21 protein-coding genes are annotated in these 21,627 nt (G+C 51.8%); 17 read left to right on the top strand and 4 right to left on the bottom strand.

Annotated features, from left to right (window positions below):
- Positions 1-77: 77 nt before the first annotated feature.
- Entirely contained in the window at positions 78-935 is an 858-nt protein-coding gene (locus H7U36_RS11745) for a LysR family transcriptional regulator (RefSeq protein ID WP_033124192.1), read from the bottom strand.
- Between the two features lie 412 nt (positions 936-1,347).
- Here H7U36_RS11745 and H7U36_RS11740 point away from each other — a divergent pair, with 412 nt between their 5' ends.
- The 4 genes from H7U36_RS11740 (at position 1,348) to H7U36_RS11725 (ending at position 6,784) form a co-directional block, all read left to right on the top strand.
- Entirely contained in the window at positions 1,348-2,271 is a 924-nt protein-coding gene (locus H7U36_RS11740; RefSeq protein ID WP_033124191.1) for a LysR family transcriptional regulator, read from the top strand.
- A 170-nt stretch (positions 2,272-2,441) separates the two neighbouring features.
- Positions 2,442-3,755, top strand: a complete 1,314-nt coding sequence (locus tag H7U36_RS11735; RefSeq protein ID WP_205156217.1) for an O-acetylhomoserine aminocarboxypropyltransferase/cysteine synthase family protein — start codon at positions 2,442-2,444, stop codon at positions 3,753-3,755.
- A gap of 3 nt (positions 3,756-3,758) precedes the next feature.
- Positions 3,759-5,597, top strand: coding sequence for a bifunctional homocysteine S-methyltransferase/methylenetetrahydrofolate reductase (locus H7U36_RS11730; RefSeq protein WP_205156216.1), 1,839 nt, complete (start codon positions 3,759-3,761; stop codon positions 5,595-5,597).
- 92 nt (positions 5,598-5,689) lie between these two features.
- Entirely contained in the window at positions 5,690-6,784 is a 1,095-nt protein-coding gene (locus H7U36_RS11725; protein ID WP_243426759.1) for an FAD:protein FMN transferase, read from the top strand.
- Positions 6,785-6,838: 54 nt separating this feature from the next.
- Here H7U36_RS11725 and H7U36_RS11720 read toward each other — a convergent pair whose 3' ends face one another.
- Together H7U36_RS11720 and H7U36_RS11715 are read right to left on the bottom strand one after the other, a co-directional pair.
- Entirely contained in the window at positions 6,839-7,378 is a 540-nt protein-coding gene (locus H7U36_RS11720) for a flavodoxin family protein (RefSeq protein WP_205156215.1), read from the bottom strand.
- Between the two features lie 16 nt (positions 7,379-7,394).
- Positions 7,395-7,916, bottom strand: a complete 522-nt coding sequence (locus H7U36_RS11715; protein ID WP_033125896.1) for a MarR family winged helix-turn-helix transcriptional regulator — start codon at positions 7,914-7,916, stop codon at positions 7,395-7,397.
- Between the two features lie 176 nt (positions 7,917-8,092).
- Here H7U36_RS11715 and H7U36_RS11710 point away from each other — a divergent pair, with 176 nt between their 5' ends.
- The 3 genes from H7U36_RS11710 to H7U36_RS11700 are packed head-to-tail and all read left to right on the top strand — an operon-like array spanning position 8,093 to position 9,984.
- Positions 8,093-8,464 (top strand): GntR family transcriptional regulator, encoded by a 372-nt coding sequence (locus H7U36_RS11710; RefSeq protein WP_033125895.1) that lies wholly within the window; start codon positions 8,093-8,095, stop codon positions 8,462-8,464.
- A 3-nt stretch (positions 8,465-8,467) separates the two neighbouring features.
- Entirely contained in the window at positions 8,468-9,319 is an 852-nt protein-coding gene (locus H7U36_RS11705; protein ID WP_033125894.1) for an ABC transporter ATP-binding protein, read from the top strand.
- On the top strand, positions 9,316-9,984 hold the full coding sequence (locus tag H7U36_RS11700) for an ABC-2 transporter permease (protein WP_033125893.1): 669 nt from the start codon (positions 9,316-9,318) through the stop codon (positions 9,982-9,984). The genes H7U36_RS11705 and H7U36_RS11700 overlap by 4 nt, the downstream gene beginning before the upstream one ends.
- A gap of 22 nt (positions 9,985-10,006) precedes the next feature.
- Here H7U36_RS11700 and H7U36_RS11695 read toward each other — a convergent pair whose 3' ends face one another.
- On the bottom strand, positions 10,007-10,738 hold the full coding sequence (locus H7U36_RS11695) for a metallophosphoesterase (protein ID WP_138304115.1): 732 nt from the start codon (positions 10,736-10,738) through the stop codon (positions 10,007-10,009).
- A gap of 291 nt (positions 10,739-11,029) precedes the next feature.
- Here H7U36_RS11695 and H7U36_RS11690 point away from each other — a divergent pair, with 291 nt between their 5' ends.
- From H7U36_RS11690 to H7U36_RS11645, 10 genes are all read left to right on the top strand, one after another.
- Positions 11,030-12,691, top strand: coding sequence for a MutS-related protein (locus tag H7U36_RS11690; protein ID WP_205156214.1), 1,662 nt, complete (start codon positions 11,030-11,032; stop codon positions 12,689-12,691).
- 280 nt (positions 12,692-12,971) lie between these two features.
- The gene (locus tag H7U36_RS11685; RefSeq protein WP_205156213.1) at positions 12,972-13,535 is read left to right on the top strand and encodes an RNA polymerase sigma factor; all 564 of its coding nucleotides are present in this window, start codon (positions 12,972-12,974) and stop codon (positions 13,533-13,535) included.
- Positions 13,525-14,286, top strand: coding sequence for a hypothetical protein (locus H7U36_RS11680; RefSeq protein WP_033125890.1), 762 nt, complete (start codon positions 13,525-13,527; stop codon positions 14,284-14,286). Before H7U36_RS11685 ends, H7U36_RS11680 begins: the two co-directional genes overlap by 11 nt.
- Positions 14,267-15,157, top strand: a complete 891-nt coding sequence (locus H7U36_RS11675) for an ABC transporter ATP-binding protein (RefSeq protein ID WP_033125889.1) — start codon at positions 14,267-14,269, stop codon at positions 15,155-15,157. Before H7U36_RS11680 ends, H7U36_RS11675 begins: the two co-directional genes overlap by 20 nt.
- Complete coding sequence (locus H7U36_RS11670; RefSeq protein ID WP_205156212.1) at positions 15,144-16,361, top strand: ABC transporter permease; 1,218 nt, start codon at positions 15,144-15,146, stop codon at positions 16,359-16,361. Before H7U36_RS11675 ends, H7U36_RS11670 begins: the two co-directional genes overlap by 14 nt.
- A gap of 7 nt (positions 16,362-16,368) precedes the next feature.
- Positions 16,369-16,581 carry a hypothetical protein gene (locus tag H7U36_RS11665; RefSeq protein WP_205156211.1) on the top strand — a complete coding sequence of 71 codons (213 nt, stop codon included), beginning with the start codon at positions 16,369-16,371 and terminating at the stop codon, positions 16,579-16,581.
- 29 nt (positions 16,582-16,610) lie between these two features.
- Positions 16,611-17,084, top strand: a complete 474-nt coding sequence (locus tag H7U36_RS11660) for a MazG family protein (protein WP_033125886.1) — start codon at positions 16,611-16,613, stop codon at positions 17,082-17,084.
- Positions 17,085-17,245: 161 nt separating this feature from the next.
- Positions 17,246-19,153, top strand: coding sequence for a DUF2075 domain-containing protein (locus H7U36_RS11655; protein ID WP_205156210.1), 1,908 nt, complete (start codon positions 17,246-17,248; stop codon positions 19,151-19,153).
- Positions 19,134-19,466 carry a nucleotide pyrophosphohydrolase gene (locus H7U36_RS11650; protein ID WP_033125884.1) on the top strand — a complete coding sequence of 111 codons (333 nt, stop codon included), beginning with the start codon at positions 19,134-19,136 and terminating at the stop codon, positions 19,464-19,466. The genes H7U36_RS11655 and H7U36_RS11650 overlap by 20 nt, the downstream gene beginning before the upstream one ends.
- Before the next feature lie 79 nt (positions 19,467-19,545).
- Positions 19,546-21,291, top strand: a complete 1,746-nt coding sequence (locus tag H7U36_RS11645; protein WP_205156209.1) for a DUF2075 domain-containing protein — start codon at positions 19,546-19,548, stop codon at positions 21,289-21,291.
- Positions 21,292-21,627: the final 336 nt, after the last annotated feature.

Below are 21,627 nucleotides of genomic sequence, written 5' to 3'. Positions count from 1 at the left end.
CCCGGACGCACGGGGCCGGTCCTTTTTTCTGCGTGGCGATAGCGCGTGATTGAAACCGGCGGCGGGCGTTAGTGCGGTCAGCGGGAATGGGCGGCGCGGATATGCTCGAAGACCTGGCGGAACCTGGCCTTCTCAGCCTGCAGGCAGGTGCAGTGGTAGGTGACGCTGGCCTCCGGGTCAAGGATGGGGATGGCGATGCGGTCTGTCACTTCACCTGTGTGCTGTATTATGTAGTCTGTGGTGAAGGCGGGAAAGGCAGAGTTTGCCACCAGCTCCCCCAGCACGTCTATGTCCTGCTGCAAAAGAAAGCGGGCGGAGGGCATTTTCCGGCGGCACAGCTCGTCCCAGAACCCGATCTGGGAGTAGAGGAGAAAGGTCTGGCCGTCCAGATCCTTCAGGTAGAGGCCGTCCGCGTCCGCGAGAGGATGCACAGGAGGCAGGGTGACATAGAGATGCTCGCTCTCCATGGGGACAGAATAAAAGTCCTCCCCCTCCGGCTTTTCGTGGAGAATGGCGATCTGATATCTCCCCTCCCGTAAATATTCCGGTAGGCGGGGATCACCGGTCAGCTCGGTGGAGATAGTCATGCCCTCGTACAGGCGGGACAGGAGTGTGGCGAAATCCGGGATCAGCACAGGGGCGCAGGATCCCACGCAGATGGTCCGCCTTTTCCTGTCAAAGTCCCGGAGCTGCTGGATCATGGACTCCTCCTGCAGGAGCAGGTTCCTGGCGTATCTCACGGCCAGCTCCCCGGTCTCGTTCAGTGTCAGCCGGCTCTTCTGGCGCTCAAAAAGGGAGACTCCAAGCTCCTCCTCCAGCCGCTGCATGGAGCGGCTCAGGGCGGGCTGGGAGATATGGAGCTGCTCCGCCGCGGCGGACAGAGTGCCGCAGTCGGCAAAGGCAGCAAGCTGTTCAAACAGATGGATTTCGATCATGGATGTCCTCCTTTAAAATGCGTGGACAGATTTTGTTTTATTTTACAGTAATCAGAGATTTATTACAAGCGACGGGAGGAAAACAAGATGGACTCTGTAGCTCTGAGAAATGGAGCGAAAATGCCGCTCCTGGAATTCAGATGCGGTTCTCGCATCTGCGTTCTACTGTTTTCATCCCGGTTTCAGGGCGGATTTTCACTTTTCAAACCGTGCAGTTTTTACGGTACAGACGCAAGAGAGCACAGGGGAGGGGATGCCGTTGGTGGCGGGACATAAGGCATATATAGTTGCATAAATGAAAGAATTTATATTATACTGAAGGAGAACATATGAGGTGCTGGAATAGGGCCGACGAGGCAGCCGGGCCCGGGAGGAGGGGCCGCAGGTAGAAAACGGAAGAGAGAGGGAGACAATGACACTGACACAGTTAAATTATATCATCACCATAGCAGAAACAAAGTCCATCAACAAGGCGGCGGAGCTTCTGTATGTCTCCCAGCCCTCACTCACCAGCGCTGTCCGGGAGCTGGAAAAAGAGCTGGGGATCACCCTGTTCTACCGCAGCGGGCGGGGAGTCACTCTGACAGGGGACGGGGCTGAGTTCCTTCTCTATGCCAGGCAGCTCTACGGCCAGTACGAGGAGGTCATGGAAAAATACGGAAAGGGAGGCTCCCAGAAGAAAAAGTTCGGCGTCTCCACCCAGCACTACTCGTTTGCTGTGAAGGCCTTTGTGGACATGGCCAAGGAATTTGACATGTCCAAGTATGAATTCGCCATCCGGGAGACAAGGACAGCGGAGGTGATCCGTGATGTGAGTACCATGAAGAGCGAGATCGGCGTTTTGTACCTGTCTGAATTCAATCGGAAGAGTCTGGAGAAGATGCTCAGGTCGGCGGGGGTTGTGTTCCACCATCTGATCGACTGCCAGGCCTTTGTTTACCTGTGGAAGAACCATCCTCTGGCCGGGGAGGAGTCCATCCGGTTTGAACAGCTGGAGCCCTATCCCTGCCTTGCTTTTGAGCAGGGGGATGACAGCTCCTTCTACCTAGCGGAGGAAATCCTGTCCACCAATGAGTATCCCCGTATCATTCGGGCTAACGATAGGGCCACCATGCTGAACCTGATGGTGGGACTGAAGGGCTACACCCTCTGTTCCGGCATCATCTGTGAGGAGCTGAACGGAAACGAGTTTGTGGCAGTGCCCTTCCAGGACGACGAGGAGAACAGAAACAGTACCATGGAGATCGGCTACATTGTCAGAAAGAACATGATCCCCAGCAGGATGGGGGAGCTCTATATCCAGGAGCTGAGGAAGTACCTGGGGACAGGACAGTGAGATCTGCGGAGGATAAATACAGACAGACCGGTTATAGCTTGAAACTATAACCGGCTATTTTTTTTCTGTATTAGCCGGAAAGGACTGGCCGTGGTAGGATAGACCCAGACAGAAACAGGCCCAGACAAAAGCAGATACAGACACAAATAGAAAAAGAGGAGGAACCTACCATGAAAGATGTAAGAAATACAGAAAACTGGAGCTTTGAGACAAGGCAGGTGCATATAGGACAGGATCAGCCGGATCCGGCCACAGGAGCCCGGGCCGTGCCTATCTATGCTTCCACGTCCTTCGTGTTCCAGGACTGCCAGCATGCGCAGGATCTGTTCAGCCTGGAAAGCGGCGGCAATATCTACGGGAGGCTGAACAATCCCACGGAGGAGGTGTTCGAGAAGAGAATCGCTTCCCTGGAGGGCGGCACGGCGGCTCTGGCGACAGCCTCCGGCGCGGCGGCCATCACCTACACCTTTCAGGCTCTGGCAAAGGCGGGGGAGCACATTGTGGCATCCAGGACTATATACGGAGGAACCTACAATCTTCTGGCCCACACCCTTCCGCAGACAAGCGGCATCACGGCCACTTTCGTAGACCCGGAGGAGGAGGGAGCCTTTGAGGCGGCTATCCAGGAAAACACAAAGGCCATCTTCGCGGAGACGCTGGGCAATCCGAATTCCAACCTGGCGGATATCGAGGCGCTGGCCGGGATCGCCCACAGGCACGGCATCCCCCTGGTGATCGACTCCACCTTTGCCAGCCCCTACCTGGTGCGGCCCATCGAGTACGGGGCGGACATTGTGGTTCACTCCGCCACCAAATTCCTGGGAGGACACGGGACAGCTCTTGGGGGAGTCATCGTGGACGGCGGAAGCTTTGACTGGAAAGCGTCCGGCAAATACCCCTGGCTTTCAGAGCCCAATCCAAGCTACCACGGTGTATCCTTTGCCGAGGCGGCGCCAGGCAGCGCCTTTGTCACCTACGTCCGGGCCGTGCTTTTGCGGGACACAGGGGCCACACTGTCCCCCTTTCACGCCTTCCTTCTCCTCCAGGGGCTGGAGACCCTCTCCCTGCGGGTGGAGAGACATGTGGAGAACGCGCTGAAGGTGGTGGAATACCTGGCAGCCCATCCCCAGGTGGAGGCTGTCCATCATCCTTCTCTTGACAGGGAGCCCACTCATGCTTTATATAAAAAGTATCTGCCAAATGGAGGCGGCTCTATTTTCACCTTTGAGATCAGGGGAACGGAAGAGGACGCCCGGAAATTTATCGACAACCTGCCCATCTTCTCTCTGCTGGCCAATGTGGCGGACGTAAAGTCCCTGGTGATCCATCCGGCTACCACCACCCACAGCCAGTGCACGAAGGAAGAGCTGAAGGAGCAGGGGATCCGGCCAAACACCATCCGCCTGTCCATCGGGATCGAGCGGGCGGAGGATCTGATCGCCGCCCTGGAGACGGCCTTCCAGGCAGTTAGAAACGGAGATTGATCAATGCAAAAAGAGACAGATTTCAGAGAATTGTTCCGGTCAGGCCGGCTTGTCACAGACGGCGCTATGGGAACCTACTACAGAGAAATATACGGGGGAGGCAGCCGCTTCCCGGAGCTGGACAATGTGGCGGCGCCGGAGAAGATCGAGGCCATCCACCGGGAATACATAAGAGCGGGGGCGGACATTCTGCGGACCAACAGCTTTGCCTCCAACACAGAGACCCTGTCCCAGACCTGGGGGGAGGCCTCCCGGGAGGAGCTCCTGGGGAAGGTGTATGAAAATGTCCGGGCAGCCTGCTGTATCGCCGGGGAGGCGATTGAAAAAGAGGCGCCCGGAAGACCGGTTTACATTGCGGGAGACATAGGACCCATACCGGAGCACGGAAGCGGAGAAGAGGAGGCCGGCGAGCAGGAGATACTGGAGGAATACAAGACGATTGCAAAAGCCCACCTGGATGCGGGGGTGAAGCTGATCTGGTTCGAGACATTTTCTGATTTTAAGAGAATTCTCCCTGTGGCCCGGTGGATCCGCTCTGTCAGCGATGCCTTCATTATGGCCAGCTTTTCCGTCAACATGTACGGCTATACCAACGCCGGGCTTGGCGCAGCGGATCTGGTCAGAACAGCCAGAGAGAGCTCGGAGATCGACGGCATCGGCTTCAACTGCGGCGTAGGGCCGGCCCATCTGGCAAAAGTGCTGCGCAGGCAGGATTTCGGCGATCTGGTGGTGTTCGCGGCCCCCAACGCCGGCTATGCGGATCGGATCCAGAATCGGAACGTATACAGGGATAATATCCTCTATTTCGGGGAGGCCATGGAGGAGATCGCGGGGCTTGGAGTCAACATTATCGGCGGCTGCTGCGGCACTAGCCCAGCCTACATACGGCAGCTGTCCCGGATGCCCGGGGGAAGGATGATCCCCAGGCGGTTCACAGACCGGCCTGAGGAGAGGGCGGACAAGGATATCAGCTACAACAGCAACCCCTTCATCCGCCGGCTCTACTCCGGCGAGAAGGTGGTGATCGCCGAGCTGGACCCGCCCCACGACGGAAATGATGCCAGGATGATGGAGGCGGCTGCTGCCCTGAAGGCAGCCGGGGTGGAGATGATCACCTTCTCCGACTCCCCCATGGGGCGGATGCGGGCGGATTCCGCCATGTCCGCCGTGAAGGTGGCGGGCCGCTTGCAGGTGGAGACCATGCCCCACATTGCCTGCCGGGACAAAAATGTCATCGGCATGGGCGCCCAGATACTGGGCGCCTACATGAACGGCATCCGCAATTTCCTCCTTGTCACCGGGGATCCGGTGCCTTCAGGGGAGAGGGATGTGGTCACCTCCGTCTACGACTTCCACTCAGTGAGCCTTATGAAATACCTGGAGCGCATGAACAGGGAGCATTTTGCCCGGGATCCGGTGGCATACGGCGGAGCCCTCAACTACGGAAGGGCCAACCTGGACGCGGAGATCAGGCGGATGGAGAAGAAATGCGAGGCAGGCGCCTCCTTCTTCCTGACCCAGCCCATCTACTCAGATGAGGACATGGAGCGGATCCGGTATATCAAATCCCGGATAGACACGAAGATTATCTGCGGCATCATGCCCCTTGTAAGCTACCGGAACGCCCTGTTTATGAAAAATGAGATTCCCGGCATCAGCGTGCCCGACGAGATCATCGCCCGGTACGACAGGGACATGAGCAGGGAGGAGGCCCAGCAGGTGGGCGTGGAGATCGCCGTGGAGATCGCGGAAAAGCTCCGCGATATCACGGACGGATACTATTTTATGGTGCCCTTTAACCGGGCCGCCATGATCGCTCAGATTTTGGAGAAAATTCGCTGATCACGCAGAAACAGAAAAACTGGTACTTCATTCGCAGAGCATTTTCCTGTATACTGGAGAAGAACGAAAAAATCACAGACAGGAGAATGCAGATGAAGTATAAAAAGAGATGGACCGGCCTGACCGCCCTGGCGTGCGCGGCGGCTTTCATGGGAAGCACGGCGGCTCTGGCGGGCTGCTCCGGGCAGGCTTCGTCCTCCGGGGGAGGAAGGCAGGGCGCAGACCAGGCCCAGGTGGAATTTTTTGCCATGGACACCTACATGACCCTCACAGCCTACGGCGACGGGGCCCAGGCGGCCCTGGAAAAGGCCCAGGACGAGGTGGAGAAGCTGGAGGACGAGTGGTCCGTGACAAATGAGAACAGTGAGATCTACCAGCTCAATCACAGCGGGGGAAATCCGGTGACCCTGAGCGACGACACGGCGGATATTGTGGGCTTTGCCCTGGAGATGGCAGAGGAGACGGGGGGAGACCTGGACCCCACCATCTACCCGGTGCTGGAGGCCTGGGGATTTACCACAGACGAGAACCGGATACCCTCCCAGGAGGAGCTGGACGCCCTCCTGGCCAATGTGGGATATGAGAGGGTGCAGCTGGACGGCACCACAGTCCAGCTTCCCGCCGGCATGGAGTTTGATCTGGGCGCTGTGGGAAAGGGATACACAGGGGACATACTGGCTCAGCTCCTTGAAGACGAAGGCGTCACATCGGCCCTTCTCGACCTGGGAGGCAACATCCAGGCTGTGGGCGAAAGGCCCGGCGGGGGAGACTGGCGGCTGGGGATCCGCAGCCCCTTTGACGGGGGCGAGGGAGTCCTGGGCATGCTCCTTGCCTCCGACTGCGCGGTCGTCACCTCCGGAAACTACGAGCGGTATTTTGTGGGGGAAGACGGAAAAGAATACGGGCACATCATTGACCCGGACACGGGATACCCTGTGGACAACGGCCTGGCCTCCGTTACCATCATCACGGAGGAGGGAAAAAGAGGGGACGCCCTCTCTACGTCCATGTTCGTAAAGGGGCTGGATGAGGCTTCCCGGTACTGGCAGGACTACCAGGATTTTGAGATGATCCTGGTTACCCAGGACGGTCAGATTTATCTCACAGAGGGGATTGAAGATCAGTTTACACTGAGCAGTGATTTCGGAAATATGGATACCCATGTGATAGAGAGGGATGAGCAGTAGGCTCATCCCTCTTTTGCAAATCCCGGGAAACGCAGATCCCGGCAGATGTCCCTCTCAGGGCGCGGCCAGGTATTCATATACCGGCTCCAGATATTTTCTGTCGATCCAGCTGCAGGAGCGGCCGGCGGCCTCAAGAAGGGCTCTCTCCCAGGGCTCGCAGGCGGCCGGGTCCTTTTTGGCCACTGATTTTTGCAGCATCCGGCAGAGGGTTCTGTCCTTAAAGCTCATGGCGGACTCATCCCAGGCGCCCCGGCCGTAGAAGAGGACTACGTTCCCGGGCAGTCCTTTTAAGTTCCGTTCCTTGAGCTGCCCCACAGTCCTCTCATCCCAGGGGGAGGCCCCCACGGCGAAGAGGACCACCTTCTTACCTGCAAGCGCCGCGCTGTTCTTTCTCAGCCAGGAGACGCCGGAGAGGCCTCCCGCATAGATGCCGCCGCACAGGATGATACGGTCGGCTTTCATGATATCCCCGCTGGCAGCGCTCCTGACATCCTGAACATCCCGTACGCCCAGGCCCAGCTCCTCCGCTGCTATGTGGGCATACTGCCTGGCTGCTCCGTATCTGGAGCTGTAAAGCACCATCGTCTCACTCATAGTATCCCTCCTGCTTTCATCCCTCATTTTGCTCTTTTTGTTCCGGCTGCTGTTCCGACTGCTGTTCCGGCTGCTCCAGCCGGTCTATCCCGCTGTACAGCTTCATGAGAAGCCGGAACAGCTGCTCTATCTCCTTGTCTGAGTAGACGGAAAAAAGATCCCTCAGCTTCCTTGTGTGGAGCTGAGCTGCCTGCTGAAAATATCGTGGCAGCTGCTCTGTGGGACTGATGACGCAGGCCCTGCCATCGCGGGGATTTCGGGAGATGGTGACCAGCCCCTTCTTCTCCAGGGAGGCGGCCAGATTTTTGATGTTCTGCCGGGAGCAGCCAAGAAGCTCTCCCAGCTGGGTGAAGGTCATGTCCTTCCCGGACTGGCGCAACATGGTCAGCAGCATGAACTGTTTCATAGTGACCTGGCCGTCCGCCCTGTCAAAGGAGGTCTGGAGCCGGTTCCCCGCAATGAAGATGGTGCTGAAGACGGCCCGCGCCTGCCCGTCTCTTGTGTGCCTGAATTTTTCAATCAGATCCGATAGCTGCACGTCTCAATCATTCCTTTCTTAGTATAGTATATAAGTAACTGGTTACTTATATACTATACTAAAATGATGGGAGAGTCAATGATAAAAATCCGGAAAAAATGTTTGGAACAAACAGTATATAACAGTTGACAACAGTGATATACTGTTATATACTGTTTATCAGAAGGAGGATGAATATGCAGATCATCATCAACCATTCATCCATGATCCCGATTTACGAGCAGATCATCGAGCAGGTGAAGGCCCTGATCCTGAAAGGTGAACTGAAGGAAAACGACCCGCTTCCTTCTGTGAGGTCGCTTTCAAAGGAGCTGAAGATCAGCGCCCTGACTGTAAAAAAAGCGTATGACAACCTGGAGCAGGAGGGCTTCACAGTTACTGTACACGGGAAAGGCACCTACATTGCAGCCTCCAACACGGAACTGATGAAGGAAGAGAAGCGAAAGGAAGTGGAAGCCGATCTTGAACTGGCCATTCAGAAAGGCAGAAGATATGGGATGCAGGATGAAGAGATAAAAGAATTATTTTCACTCATTTTGGAGGACTAGGCTATGTTAAAGTTAGAAAATGTCAGAAAAAACTACGACCGCTTCACTCTGGAGTGCTCTCTGGAGGTGCAGCCCGGCTGTATCACCGGCCTTGTGGGACAGAACGGCGCGGGAAAGAGCACGACATTTAAGGCAATCCTGGGACTGATCCACACGGACGGCGGCCGGATCACCCTGATGGGAAAGGAGACGAAAGCTCTGACAACAGCCGATAAGGAGAGGCTGGGCGTGGTGCTGTCCAATTCCGGTGTCAGCGAATATCTGACAGTCCGGGACACGGCGGCCATGCTGAGAGGCTTTTACCACACCTTTGACCGGGCGGACTTTCTGGAGAAGTGCCGCAGATACCAGATCCCCGTGGACAGGAAGATCAAAGAATTTTCCACCGGCATGAAGGCGAAGCTGAAGCTTCTCATCGCCATCAGCCACAGGGCGGATTTCCTTCTGCTGGATGAGCCCACGGCAGGGCTTGACGTGGTGGCAAGAGACAGCCTTCTTGGCATCCTGCGGGAGTATATGGAGGAGGACGAGAACAGGTCGATCCTGATCAGCTCCCACATTTCCACAGACCTGGAGGGGATCTGTGACGACCTCTACATGATCCATGAGGGGCGCATCATCCTCCACGAGGAGACGGATGTGCTGCTTGGAAGCTACGGCCTTCTGAAGCTGGATCCGGAGCAGTACGCCTCTGTGGACCGGCAGTATCTCCTGCGGGTGAAAAAGGAGCCCTACGGCTACAGCGCCCTCACGGACCAGAAGCAGTTTTACCTGGAAAACTATCCGAAGGTCGTGATAGAAAACAGCGGCATCGACGATATGATCACAATGATGATAAGGGGTGAACGAGTATGAAAGGATTATTGATCAAGGATTTCAAACTGCTGAAAAATCAGAAAAACTTCTTTATATTAGTGTTTGTCATGGCGGCATTTCTCACGATCACAAACGGGGCCGGGTCGTCGCCTGCCACCTTTGTGCTCCCCTATGTGGGATTTGTCAGCTCCTTTTTCGTGCTGAGCACCATCAGCTACGACGAGTACGACAACGGTAACGCCTTCCTCTTTACGCTGCCCTTTGAGAGAAAAGTATACGCGGCGGAGAAATATATCTTCGGTGTCGTGACAGGCGGAGCGGGGCTCCTCCTCATCCTGGCCTTTATCCTTGTGTACACCGGCCGGACGGCCGACGCCGGGCAAATGGGAGAGACCCTGTTCACTGCCGGAGTGAGCGCGGCCCTTCTGCTCCTCTTCCTGGCTGTCATGATCCCCTTCCAGCTCAAATTCGGGCCGGAAAAGGGACGGATCGCCATGCTCATCGTCCTGCTGGGCGTCATGGCTCTCGTCTTTGGCATCGTAAAGCTGACGGATCTGGACAATGAAGCCCTGCAGGCGGCTGTGAGGACTATGGGGCGCATGGGACTGGCCGGCGTGGCTGCGGTGTGCATAGCCGCAGCGGCGGCCGTGATGGCGGTCTCCATATTTATCAGCGCGAGGATACTGGAGAAGAAAGAGTTTTAGGAGAGCGGGGAGTTTCTTCTGTCTACGGCTCTGGTCCGCAGTCTTTTTTATGTTTATAAGGAATGTAGATTTCATGGTCTGTCTCCATACAGTACACTGCCAGATTATAGCCGAATACACAGCCGCAGTCAATGGCAATGTGGTTGTTCCGTTTGATGACAGTCCCCTTATTTCCCGGCTGTGAGATGGTAGGCGTGTGCCCGGTAACAGTGAACCTGTCAGAAAAATACATCCTGTCGTAGTCGGCCTTTGAGAAGAGAAGCTGTGCCACGGAGAAATCCTCCACATCCATGCCCTCGCGGAACGGCTCCAGACCACCGTGTACAAGAAGGTAATTCCTTCCGCTGAGAGACACTTCCTCATACAGAGAAAAATCACCAAGATAGTCCAGGATTTCCAGTTTTTCGTCCATAGGGAGAGCGCGGAACTCCTGGATTGTCCGGTCTCCCCCGTTTTTCATCCAGTCAGCATACTTCAAAAGCATTTCCGCGTCCAGCAGTGTTTCAGCATTTTCAGCTGTGATCTCCACACACAGGTCCTTTAATACATCCAGGGCCATATATTCGTGATTTCCCACGATCGGGATGACATTAGGCCGGTACATCATGTCTTTGAGGACTTTGACAGAGGCGTAACCCCGGTCAATGCAGTCACCCAGAACGTACAGAAGGTCACAGTCCTGAAAATTTATTTTCTCCAGAGCTTCCCTGTATTCATCGTAGCATCCGTGAATATCACTGATCACATAGTGCATGGCGCTCCTCCTTTGCCGCTTTTTCTATTAGAACTTATCTCATTATAGCAGAAATGGAGAAATGGAAGAAGAAAAAGTAGAAAGTACATGGAAAAAATGTTACAATTCTTCAACACAACAAAGGAGTAAAACACTATGACGAAGTTTGAAGAATTCCGGCAGGTCATCGCGCGGCTTCGGGAGCCGGACGGATGTCCGTGGGACAGGGAACAGACACATGCAAGTCTTAAGAAGACATGTATAGAAGAAATCAGATTTCAAAGACAGATAATTTTCAGATAAGGAGCGATTATGACAGGTATGATCATAGTGGCGGGCCTGGTTGTTTTTACAGTCCTGGTTTCCGCCTGGAACCACCGTACAGGAAGAAAATGGAAGAGAGCAAGGCTTCTCTCCTCCTTCGGACAGAAGCCGGAGGAGGGGGAGCGCCCCTCTGAGCAGACCAGGATACTCTGGGAGAAGACAAAGGCAGAAAACGGGCTGGACGACATCACCTGGAGCGATCTGGACATGGACGACGTCTTTGCCAGGGTCAACACCTGCTGCTCCTGGATGGGGGAGCAGGTTCTCTACAAGAGAATGAGGGATATGGACACAGAGCCGGACAGGCTGGCGGCACTGGAGGAGGACATCACCTGGCTGGACCGGAACGAAAAGGAAAGGCAGGAGCTACAGCTTCGCCTGTTTGACCTGGGCAAAAGGGAAAACAGCTGCTATGTGCCTGAGCTCATCACAGAGCCGGAGATTTTTGAGCTGGAGCACCCCTGGGTCTACCAGGTGCTGCAGATCCTCCTCATTGCCAGCCTTCTGGGCGGCCTTGGGGCCGCCATTTTCTTCAGAAATATGGAGATGCTGTCGCCCTTCCTGTTCCTTTTTCTCGTCAACATGTGCGTGTACGCGCTGAAAAGGAGCAGCTATGAGATCAATCTGGAAATCATCAGCGCGGTTCAGGCTCTCACCTCACTTGCAGGAAATCTTGCAGAGAGTGACAGGATCTGCGGCGGACATTTCCGGGAAAAGTTCCAGGGGACAAAGGAGGCGGCCGCAAAGCTGAACAAGGTGCTCCGGGTTCTCCGCAAAAGGCAGCAGAGCCAGTACAGCACAGATCTGTCGGAGCTGGTCAGGGTGTATGTGAAGGGAGCCTTCCTGGTGGATTTTGTCCACTACAACAGGGCCATGAAGGAGATCAGCGCCCACAGGGAGGAGGTTCTTCGCATCCTTCTTATCACAGGAGAGCTGGACGTGGCGGTGTGCGCGGCCTCCTTCCGCAGGAGCCTCCCCCTCTTCTGCGTGCCGGAGTATTCCGGACACAGGGAGCTGGAGCTGCGTGATCTCTATAATCCCCTCATCGACGAGCCGGTGTACAATGACCTGTCCCTGAAGACCGGGTGCATCATCACCGGCTCCAACGCCTCGGGGAAATCCACCTTTATAAAGGCGGCGGCCATCAGCGCGGTGCTGGCCGCGTCCGTCCACACCTGCGCCGCCTCCAGGGCCCGCCTGTATCCCTTTGACGTGTACACCTCCATCGCCATACGGGACAACCTGCTGGCGGGGGAGAGCTATTTCATCAAGGAGATAAGGTCCATGGAGCGGATCATCCGGAAGGTGGATGAGGGCCGGCCCGTGCTGGCTGTCATAGATGAGATCCTGCGGGGAACCAACACAAAGGAGCGGATCGCCGCCTCCACGGCCGTCCTTCAGTATCTCCGGGAGAAGGGCTGCCTTGTGATCGCCGCCACCCACGACCTGGAGATCGCGGAAAATCTGGTCAGCGGGCCGGCAGGGTATGAAGGCTTCTATTTCTGCGAGGAGGCCTACGAGCAGGGCCTCGCCTTTGACTACAGGATCCATCCCGGCATCTGCCGCCAGACCAACGCAGTGCGCCTGCTGGAGGTGTTCGGGTTCCCGGAGGAGATTACCCGGGAGGCGAGGAGGAGCCTGGAGGAGTAGGAACTGCTGTCAGCGCCCGTAAGGGCGTGTTGTCAGGGAGAGAAGGATCAGAAAGCGCAGGGACGGCGGGGAAAGGTAAAGAGTGCGGGCAGAGAAAAAAGAGAGTATGGCAGAGGTTTTTGACACCAGGTCCGGGTTGCGGGCCTGGTGTTTTTTGATGCCAAATATACATCTGAGAAGACGCAGAAAGGCTGCATTTTCTGTGGGGATGGACTATCCTTTTGGACGGTTGAGTCGTTATATATAATAGAGGGAAGGATAAAAGGCGAAAAGGGGGTGTGTGGACTTGGATCTTGTCCTGATCAGAAGGATGAAGCAGGGGGACGAGGAGGCCTTTGATCTGTTTGTGCGAAAATATTATAGGGATATCCTGGTTTACTGCATCTGCCGCTGTGGGAACAGAGAGGAGGCCCAGGACCTGACCCAGGAGACCTTTATCCGCTTTTTCGCCCGGCTGTCTGCCTACTGTCACAGGGAGAAGGCAAAAAATTACCTGTACACCATAGCAAGGCATCTGTGCCTTGACTATCTGAAAAAAAGAAAGGAAATGCCGGCCCCGGAACGGGAGCTGACAGAAAAGCTGGAACAGACAGATCTGAACAGGGAGAGCTCTGCGGACAGGGAGCTCCTTCTGGACAGGATCGCCATAGAGTCCGCCCTGAAAAAGCTTCCGGAGGAGCAGAGGGAGGCGGTGATCCTCTACTATTTCAGCGGCCTGAAGCTCCGGGAGATCGCCGAGACTCTGGGAATTAAGACGCCGCTGGTCAAATACCGCCTGAGACAGGCGAAGAATGTGCTAAGACAGCTGCTGCAGCCAGGAGGTGAAGAGGAAGATGGAATTTGAAAACAAGCTGGAAAAGTACAGAAGTATGCTGCAAAAAGACGCAGAGGAGGAGAGACTGCAGGAGACGGTCAGGAGGTCAAAGGAGGCGTTCCTTCTGTCCGAGCAGGACAGGCTGCTGACCTTCCATGAATTTGTCTGGGGACAGCTGGCGCTGATACGCAAGAGGTGGTGGTTGTGTCAGCTCGCTCTGCTCATTTTGCTGTGGATAGCCCTTGTGTCTGTGGAGGATGACGCCTATGTGCAGAGAAGCATGGGGGTGGCGGCCACACTGTTTGTCATCCTTGTCATTCCGGAGATCTGGAAGAACAGGGCCTGCCAGAGCATGGAGGTCGAGCTGGCCTCCTACTATACACTGAGACAGATTTACGCGGCCAGGATGCTCCTCTTTGGACTGGCGGATACCCTGCTTCTCACCCTGTTTTTCGGCGTGGCTGTGTCCCGGCTGCATGTCCCTGTGACGGAATTGTTGGTGGAATTCCTCTTACCCATGACGGTCACTGCCTGCATCTGCCTGCGCACACTGTGCAGCAGCCGGGTAAATGAGGTGACAGCGGCGGCGCTGTGCATGCTGTGGAGCGCCCTGTGGCTGTTTCTTGTGCTCAATGACAGGGTGTACACGCTGCTCACGGTTCCTGTGTGGCTGTCTCTTCTGGCGGCGGCCGGGGCGTATTTTGGCCTTGTCCTGTACCGGATGCTGAAAACGAATATGTATGATTGGGAGGGAATAGCTGATGGAGCTGAGATTAAATGATCTGACAAAGACCTTTGGGGATTTCACGGCTGTGGACCATGTGGACCTTGCCATGACAAACGGAGTCTATGGACTGCTGGGAGTCAACGGCGCGGGGAAGACTACGCTGATGCGGATGCTTTGCACCCTCATCCGTCCTACAGAGGGAACTATCACCTACAGGGGAAGGGATATTTTTGACATGGACGGGGAATACAGGAAGCTGCTTGGCTACCTTCCCCAGGAGTTCGGGTTTTACCCTGAGTTTACAGTACAGGACTATCTGCTCTACATCGCCTCCATCAAGGGAATTCGCCCTGCTGTTGCCAGGAAGAGGACGAAAATGCTGATCCAGAAGGTGGGACTTGGAAAGGCGGCAAACAAAAAGATGAAGACTTTGTCCGGGGGCATGAAGCGCCGCGCCGGGATCGCTCAGGCAATGCTGAACAACCCGAAAATATTAGTCCTGGACGAGCCCACGGCCGGGCTGGATCCCAACGAGAGGATACGCTTCCGCAACCTGATCAGCGAGCTGTCCGGGGAGCGGCTCGTGCTTCTGTCCACCCACATTGTCTCTGACATAGAGTATATAGCGAACGAAATATGGCTCATGAAGGATGGCAGGATCATCCGGCAGGGCGCCGTGGATCAGGTCATCCGATCCATGCCGGAAAGGGTGTGGAGCTGCCGCGTGGAGAAAAGGAGAGTTCCGCCCCTGGTCGACAGGTACAGGATTTCAAACATGAAGACTGAGGGAGAGAAGGTGAAGCTCAGGGTCATCTCGTCTGAGAGGCCGCTGCAGGGGGCGGTTCCGGTAAAGCCGACGCTGGAGGATGTATTTTTATATTATTTCGGAGAAAAAGCGGGGAGTGAAGACTATGATAAGATTTGAGATTAAAAAAGTATTTTCCAGGACAAGGAGCAAAACAGCGGCCCTGCTCCTTGTCATCGTGCTTTTGGCCGTGTCCATGCTGACTATCAGCAGAGTGGAGTACGTGGACGAGAGCGGAAACCACAGGACCGGAATGGGGGCGGCTGGAAAGCTCAGAGAGGAGAAAAATGTCTGGGCCGGATATCTGACGGGGGATGTCTTTCGGAGTGTTTACCAGGAGAACAGCAGGATCAACGGGGAGTATTCGTCCGGCTCCGCGGAGGGATCCACAGAGGCTGAAAACCGGATGTTTCAGGAGAAGCAGGGGATCTCGTCCATTGCCGATGTGATCAATCTGGCCAACAGCCCCTGGAGGGAGTATGATTACTACGCCATTGACAATATCACGGAGGACGAGGCCGCAAAGGTCTATGAAAAACGCATTTCCGGACTGGAGGAATGGTTTGCCTCCGGGGAGGAAGATTTCCCGGAGGCTCAGCAGGCCTTTCTTCTCGACCAGTACAAAAGTCTGGACACTCCCTTCTACTATGAATACTTTGACGGCTGGGGAGCGCTCCTGAAAAACATCTCCACATTTATGATGATCCTGGCGCTTTTTATCGGCTTTTTCGTGTCAGGCATCTTTTCGGACGAATTCCAGCTCAGAGCGGACGCTGTGTTCCTGTCGGCAAAGCTGGGAAGGAGCAGGGCGGTTCTGGCCAAAATTGCGGCAGGTCTATTGATGGCCACCGCACTGTTCGCTGCCTTTATCTTTGCGTACACCTTCATCGTGCTCTTCGTACTCGGCGCCGGCGGGGCGGGCAGTCCCATTCAGCTTGAGCTGTGGAGAGATTTTTACAATGCCACGTTCCTGGAGACCTACCTGCTCATCGTGCTGGGAGGCTATGTGGGAACGATGTTCGCCGTCTCCGCCGCCATGCTCGTGTCAGCCATCACCCGCTCCACTGTGATCGCCATCATGGCCCCATTTGTGGTGCTGTGCGTGCTTCCCTTCCTGAGTCGGATCATTACCCTGCCGGCAATCTGCTCCTTCTTCCCAGACCGGCTCATGGATATCTACAATGCAGTCCAGGATTTCAGCCTGCTGGAGATCGGTGGAAAAGTGGTGGGCCTCCCGCCAGTTTTGATTTTGGTCTACGCCATAGCTGTTTTCGCCCTGCAGCCTGTGATTTATGGGGTGTGCAGGAGGGTGGAGGTTAGGTAGGGGATAAATGTTCCATAATGATCTTTGCTTTGGGGAGTGGTTGGGGCAAGGGCTAGGTCGCAAGCGCCGCGCCGCCGCAAGTTGGCGCGCCGCCTTGGATAGAAAAATCAGTTGGCGGAACAAGGGGCAGGGTAAAGAGAGCAGTGATTACTTCAATAGTATTTTCACAATGAAATTACCCCACACCATTCCCATTTTCCTCAATTTTGCGGTACAATAATCTCAGCAAGACAAAGGAGTAAAAACACCATGACAAAGTTTGAAGAATTCCAGCAGGTTATTGCAAAGCTTCGGGGACCGGACGGATGTCCGTGGGACAGGGAGCAGACTCATGTAAGCCTGAAGAAGACGTGTATAGAAGAAGCGGCGGAGGTGATCGGTGCGATCAATATACTGGAGGAGACAGGGGATCCGGAAAATCTGAAAGAAGAGCTGGGCGATCTGCTTATGCAGGTGGTAATGCACGCGCAGATAGCGGAAGAGGAAGGCTACTTTACGATGAATGACGTGATACAGGGGATTACGGACAAAATGCTACGGCGCCATCCCCATGTATTCGGAGAAGAGATAGTTTCCGATTCGGGCGAGGCGCTGACCAGATGGGATGAGATCAAAAAGCAGGAAAAGGCTGGCAAAGAATGGACAGAGGCCTATCTGCCGGACGCTTTTCAGGAATCAAAGGAGCTGATTGATGCGGCCGCAGAGAGAAAGCGGCTGCAGTAGTCTCAGTGTGGCGGGAACGGCAGGTCGGATTTTGGTAAATATCTGTTAGAATTAGAAAAATTTAAAAATGAGCAATAGTAAGAGGGTTGTGCAGGCGACAACAAAATGTAAATATGATAGAATAGAACATATATTAAACAATCTATGGCAGGGGTGACCATATGCTGATTTATGAAGGAACAAAAGACAATTTCTTAACAAGCGTAGAGCAGGATACAATTGCTGTGGAAATTGAAAACAATATTTATGAAAGAATGCATCGCCACACGGCAAAAAATGAATTTCGTGCATGGGAAAATTCCATGGAATATATGTATAAGGTTCTGAATGATCAAGATATTCCGTCGGATGCAGGGATTGCTATTGAATATAATATTCCCCAGACATCGAAACGTGTTGATTTTTTAATATCTGGTTATGGAAAAAAAGGAGATGCCAATGTTGTCTTGATTGAACTGAAACAGTGGGATGAACTGGAAGCGGTTCCGGGGCGGGATGGCCTGGTACAGACTTATACCGGAAATGCTGTGAGGCAAGTTGTTCATCCTTCATACCAGGCATGGTCATATGCTATGCTGATCAGCGATTACAATGCTTCTGTGCAAGAGGGCATGATTTCCATCTTCCCATGTGCCTATTTACACAATTACAGACGGCATGAGCAGGATCCAATTGACGCCAAACAGTATGAAATATATCTGGAAAATGCCCCGGCATTTACACGCGGTGAAGTTACAAAACTGAGAGATTTCATTAAGAAGAGTATTCGGCTTGGTGATAAGAAAGAATTGATCTATAAGATTGATTCGGGACGTATTAAGCCATCAAAAAGTTTGCAGGACTCTATTGCCAAAATGCTGAAAGGCAATCGTGAATTTATTATGCTGGATGAACAGAAGGTTGTTTATGAGGAGATTTTGGATGAAGCAAGGCTTTCTGCCAAAGATGACAATAAGCGGGTCGTGATCGTAAAAGGTGGTCCTGGAACAGGAAAGAGCGTAGTAGCAGTGAATCTTCTTGCTGAATTGACGAAAGAGGATCAGTTCTGTCAATATGTATCTAAAAATTCCGCACCAAGAAATGTGTATCGAAAAAAGCTAAAGGGCAGTATAAGGAAAAGCAGCGTTGATAATATGTTCAAGGGCTCGGGAATTTATACAGAAGCAGAAAATAATATGGTTGACACAGTTCTTGTTGATGAAGCCCATCGTTTGAATAAAAAATCCGGGATGTTTCATAACATGGGTGAAAACCAGATTAAAGAGATTATTCATGCAGCGAAATGTAGTGTATTTTTTATTGATGAAAGACAAAGAGTCACGCTGCAGGATATAGGAAGTGTAGGAGAGATAAGAAAATGGGCTGACCAAGAAAATGCTCAGATTACGGAAATGGAATTAATATCTCAATTTAGGTGTAACGGGTCTGACGGATATCTGGCATGGCTGGATCATATATTGGAAATTCGTGATACTGCCAATTTTGATATGGTTGATATTGATTTTGATATTAGAATACTTGATTCACCTGTGGAAATGCAGAAGATGATCATTGAAAGAAATCGGTCATCGCATAACAGGGCAAGGATTTTGGCGGGATACTGTTGGGATTGGAAGAAAGAAGGAGTGAACGATTCATCTGTATACGATATAAAAATCGGAGATTTTGAAATTAGCTGGAATTTGAAAAATACAACTATTTATGCTATAGATGAAGATTCCGTCCATGAGGCGGGATGTATACATACGTCTCAAGGGTTGGAATTTGATTATGTCGGAGTCATTATTGGAGATGATATGCGATATGAAAATGGAAGGATTGTTACAGACTTTACAAGACGAGCCAGAACAGATCAGTCGTTGAAGGGAATTAAAAAATTATATAAAGAAAATCCGTATCTGGCAGAGAAAGAAGCAGATGAAATCATAAAAAATACTTATCGGACACTGATGACACGGGGTATGAAAGGTTGTTATGTATATTGTACAGATCAACGTTTGTCTGCTTATCTGAAAAAATGTCTGGGCATGCAAAAAGCGAGGGTTAAAGATGACAAAGGAAACAATTGAGCAGGTATTAAAATTCAGAGACGAGCGTAACTGGAAGCAATTTCACAATCCGAAGGATCTGGCAATCTCCATTAGTCTGGAGGCGGCAGAGCTGTTAGAGGTTTTTCAGTGGAGCGCAGAAGATGTCAGGTGTGAGGAGAAAAAAGATAAGATCAGGGAAGAGCTTGCGGATGTGTTGAATTACTGCATTCTGATGGCGGATACCTGTGGGCTGGATATGGATGAGATTATACAGGAAAAGATAAAGAAGAATGCGGAGAAGTATCCGGTAGAAAAAGCGTACGGACATAAAGAAAAGTATACGGAGCTGTGAGGATATGCAAGTAACAGTATTAGACGTTCGGTATATGGGTTGTTTTTCGAGCGGTAAAAGAGGTGTGTAAAGTAATCTGATGAAATATCCTATAGTAGAAAAAATCAATGACAGTATACAAGGATTAGAAGAGTTAGAGAGAAAACTGGATGTTAAAGATTTGCAGAAAGTCAAGGAAATTCTTTTAGAGTTTCCTACGGTTTATATTCATAGCTGGAAAGATACAGATGATTATGACGTTTATATAGGTGAGACCAATAATATTATTCAAAGAACAAGACAACATTTTGGATCAACTGGTATGAAGGAAAAATGGAACGATTCATTGAGTAAAAATAATGCCAATCTCTATATTATTGGTCATGAGCACTTTAATAAGTCATTAACATTAGATATTGAGAACCGATTAATGCTGTATCTCATGAGTTCGGAACATGTTCGCAAGATACATAATTTGCGTGGGAATCCACAAAGAAAATATTATCCTGATTTTGAAATGGATAGTATTTTTCAAAGGATTTGGAAAAAACTCAGAAGAGACAATAAAGAGCTGTTTCCCCAGGAGAGTGTTATAAAAGATTCTGCTGTTTTTAAAGCCTCACCACTTCATAGATTGACAGGAGAACAGGAGCAGATTAAAGATAAAATAATTGACAGGGTATTCAATGCATTGGATACTGAGATGGAAAATCAGCTGATATTTATTGAGGGGGAAGCGGGAACAGGTAAAACAGTTCTTAACAGCAGCACTTTTTATGACATCTATTCTTATGCGGAAGAAAAAGGAGACAAATCACTCCAATGTTGTTTGATTGTCAATCATGATGAGCAAATAAGAGTTTATAAGCAGATTGCGTTAAAGCTAGGTTTAGAAGACAAATATGGGGAGATTATTTGGAAACCAACGCGGTTTATCAATCATCACACTTCGGAGGCACCGATAGATGTTGCTTTTATTGACGAGGCCCATCTGTTATTGACTCAGGGTAAGCAGGCTTATAAGGGACGGAATCAGCTGCAGGACATTATGTGTCGAGCAAAGGTGACGGTTGTGATGTTTGATGAAAATCAAATATTAACTACGGAACAATACTGGGAATTTGAAAAATTAGAATATTTCCGGGCTTTATCAAAAAAACAAGGGAATTATTTTGTATTAACGAAGCAACTTCGTATCAAGGCGTCTGAAGAAATCATAGACTGGATTGATTGTTTGACTAAGAAGCAGGAAATCCATCCAATCCCTAAAGAAAAGGGGGGATACGAAATTAAAATATTTGATGATCCCTTTCAATTGGAAAAGGCGATAAAAGAAAAGACCAAGAATGATGATCACAAATTATCCAGAATGATTGCAACATATGATTGGAGCTATAATCCTAAGCCCGTAGCGAAAAAAAGACTGTTAAAATACTGGGAAGTAATTATTGGAAAATGGCATAAACCATGGAATTACGAATTAGAAAAAGATTTGGATAAAAATACAAAAAGGAAGAATAAAAGTCTGGCTTGGGCCGAACAGCCTCAGACGATAGACGAGATTGGGTCAACTTTTACGATACAGGGATTTGATTTAAACTATGCAGGTGTCATTTTGGGACCGTCAGTCAAATATCGTAAAGGGAAAATAGTTTTTGATCCAGCAGAAAGCTGTAATAGAAAAGCAGTGCAAAATCGAACATTATCAGATGGCAGTAGACAAAAATTCGGAGAGATACTCCTTCGGCATGAAGTTCGTATATTGATGACACGAGGTGTCGAAGGAATTTATATTTATGCGTGCGACCCTGAATTACAGGAAGCACTCGCTCGAGCAGATGCTTAATATAAGATAGGTCATATGATTCTGTTTGGAAGTGTTGTATAGAAATTAAATGGGCTTTTTGAATAATATGTAATTGTCTTTAGAGAGATGTCCCCTCCTTTCTGGTTTTGTCCAGCAAGGAGGGGACATCTCTCTATCGGGCTTCAGTCCAGATGGGAGTATCATAAAGCATTGCAGGAGTAAATGCCACCCCATTTTTGCAGGGCTTACTGTAGGTACAAATTCAGGGGGACATTTTTATGTTATCCGTGACCTGCATTGTATATTCTGACTCGTAAGAACCGTTTGCACGGTCACTCTGAGCCATTGTAATGCTGAAACAGAGCCACCTTCACG

The organism is Faecalicatena fissicatena (genome assembly GCF_016900595.1).
Lineage (GTDB): Bacteria > Bacillota > Clostridia > Lachnospirales > Lachnospiraceae > Claveliimonas > Claveliimonas intestinigallinarum.
This window is presented reverse-complemented; position numbering and strand designations above follow the sequence as displayed.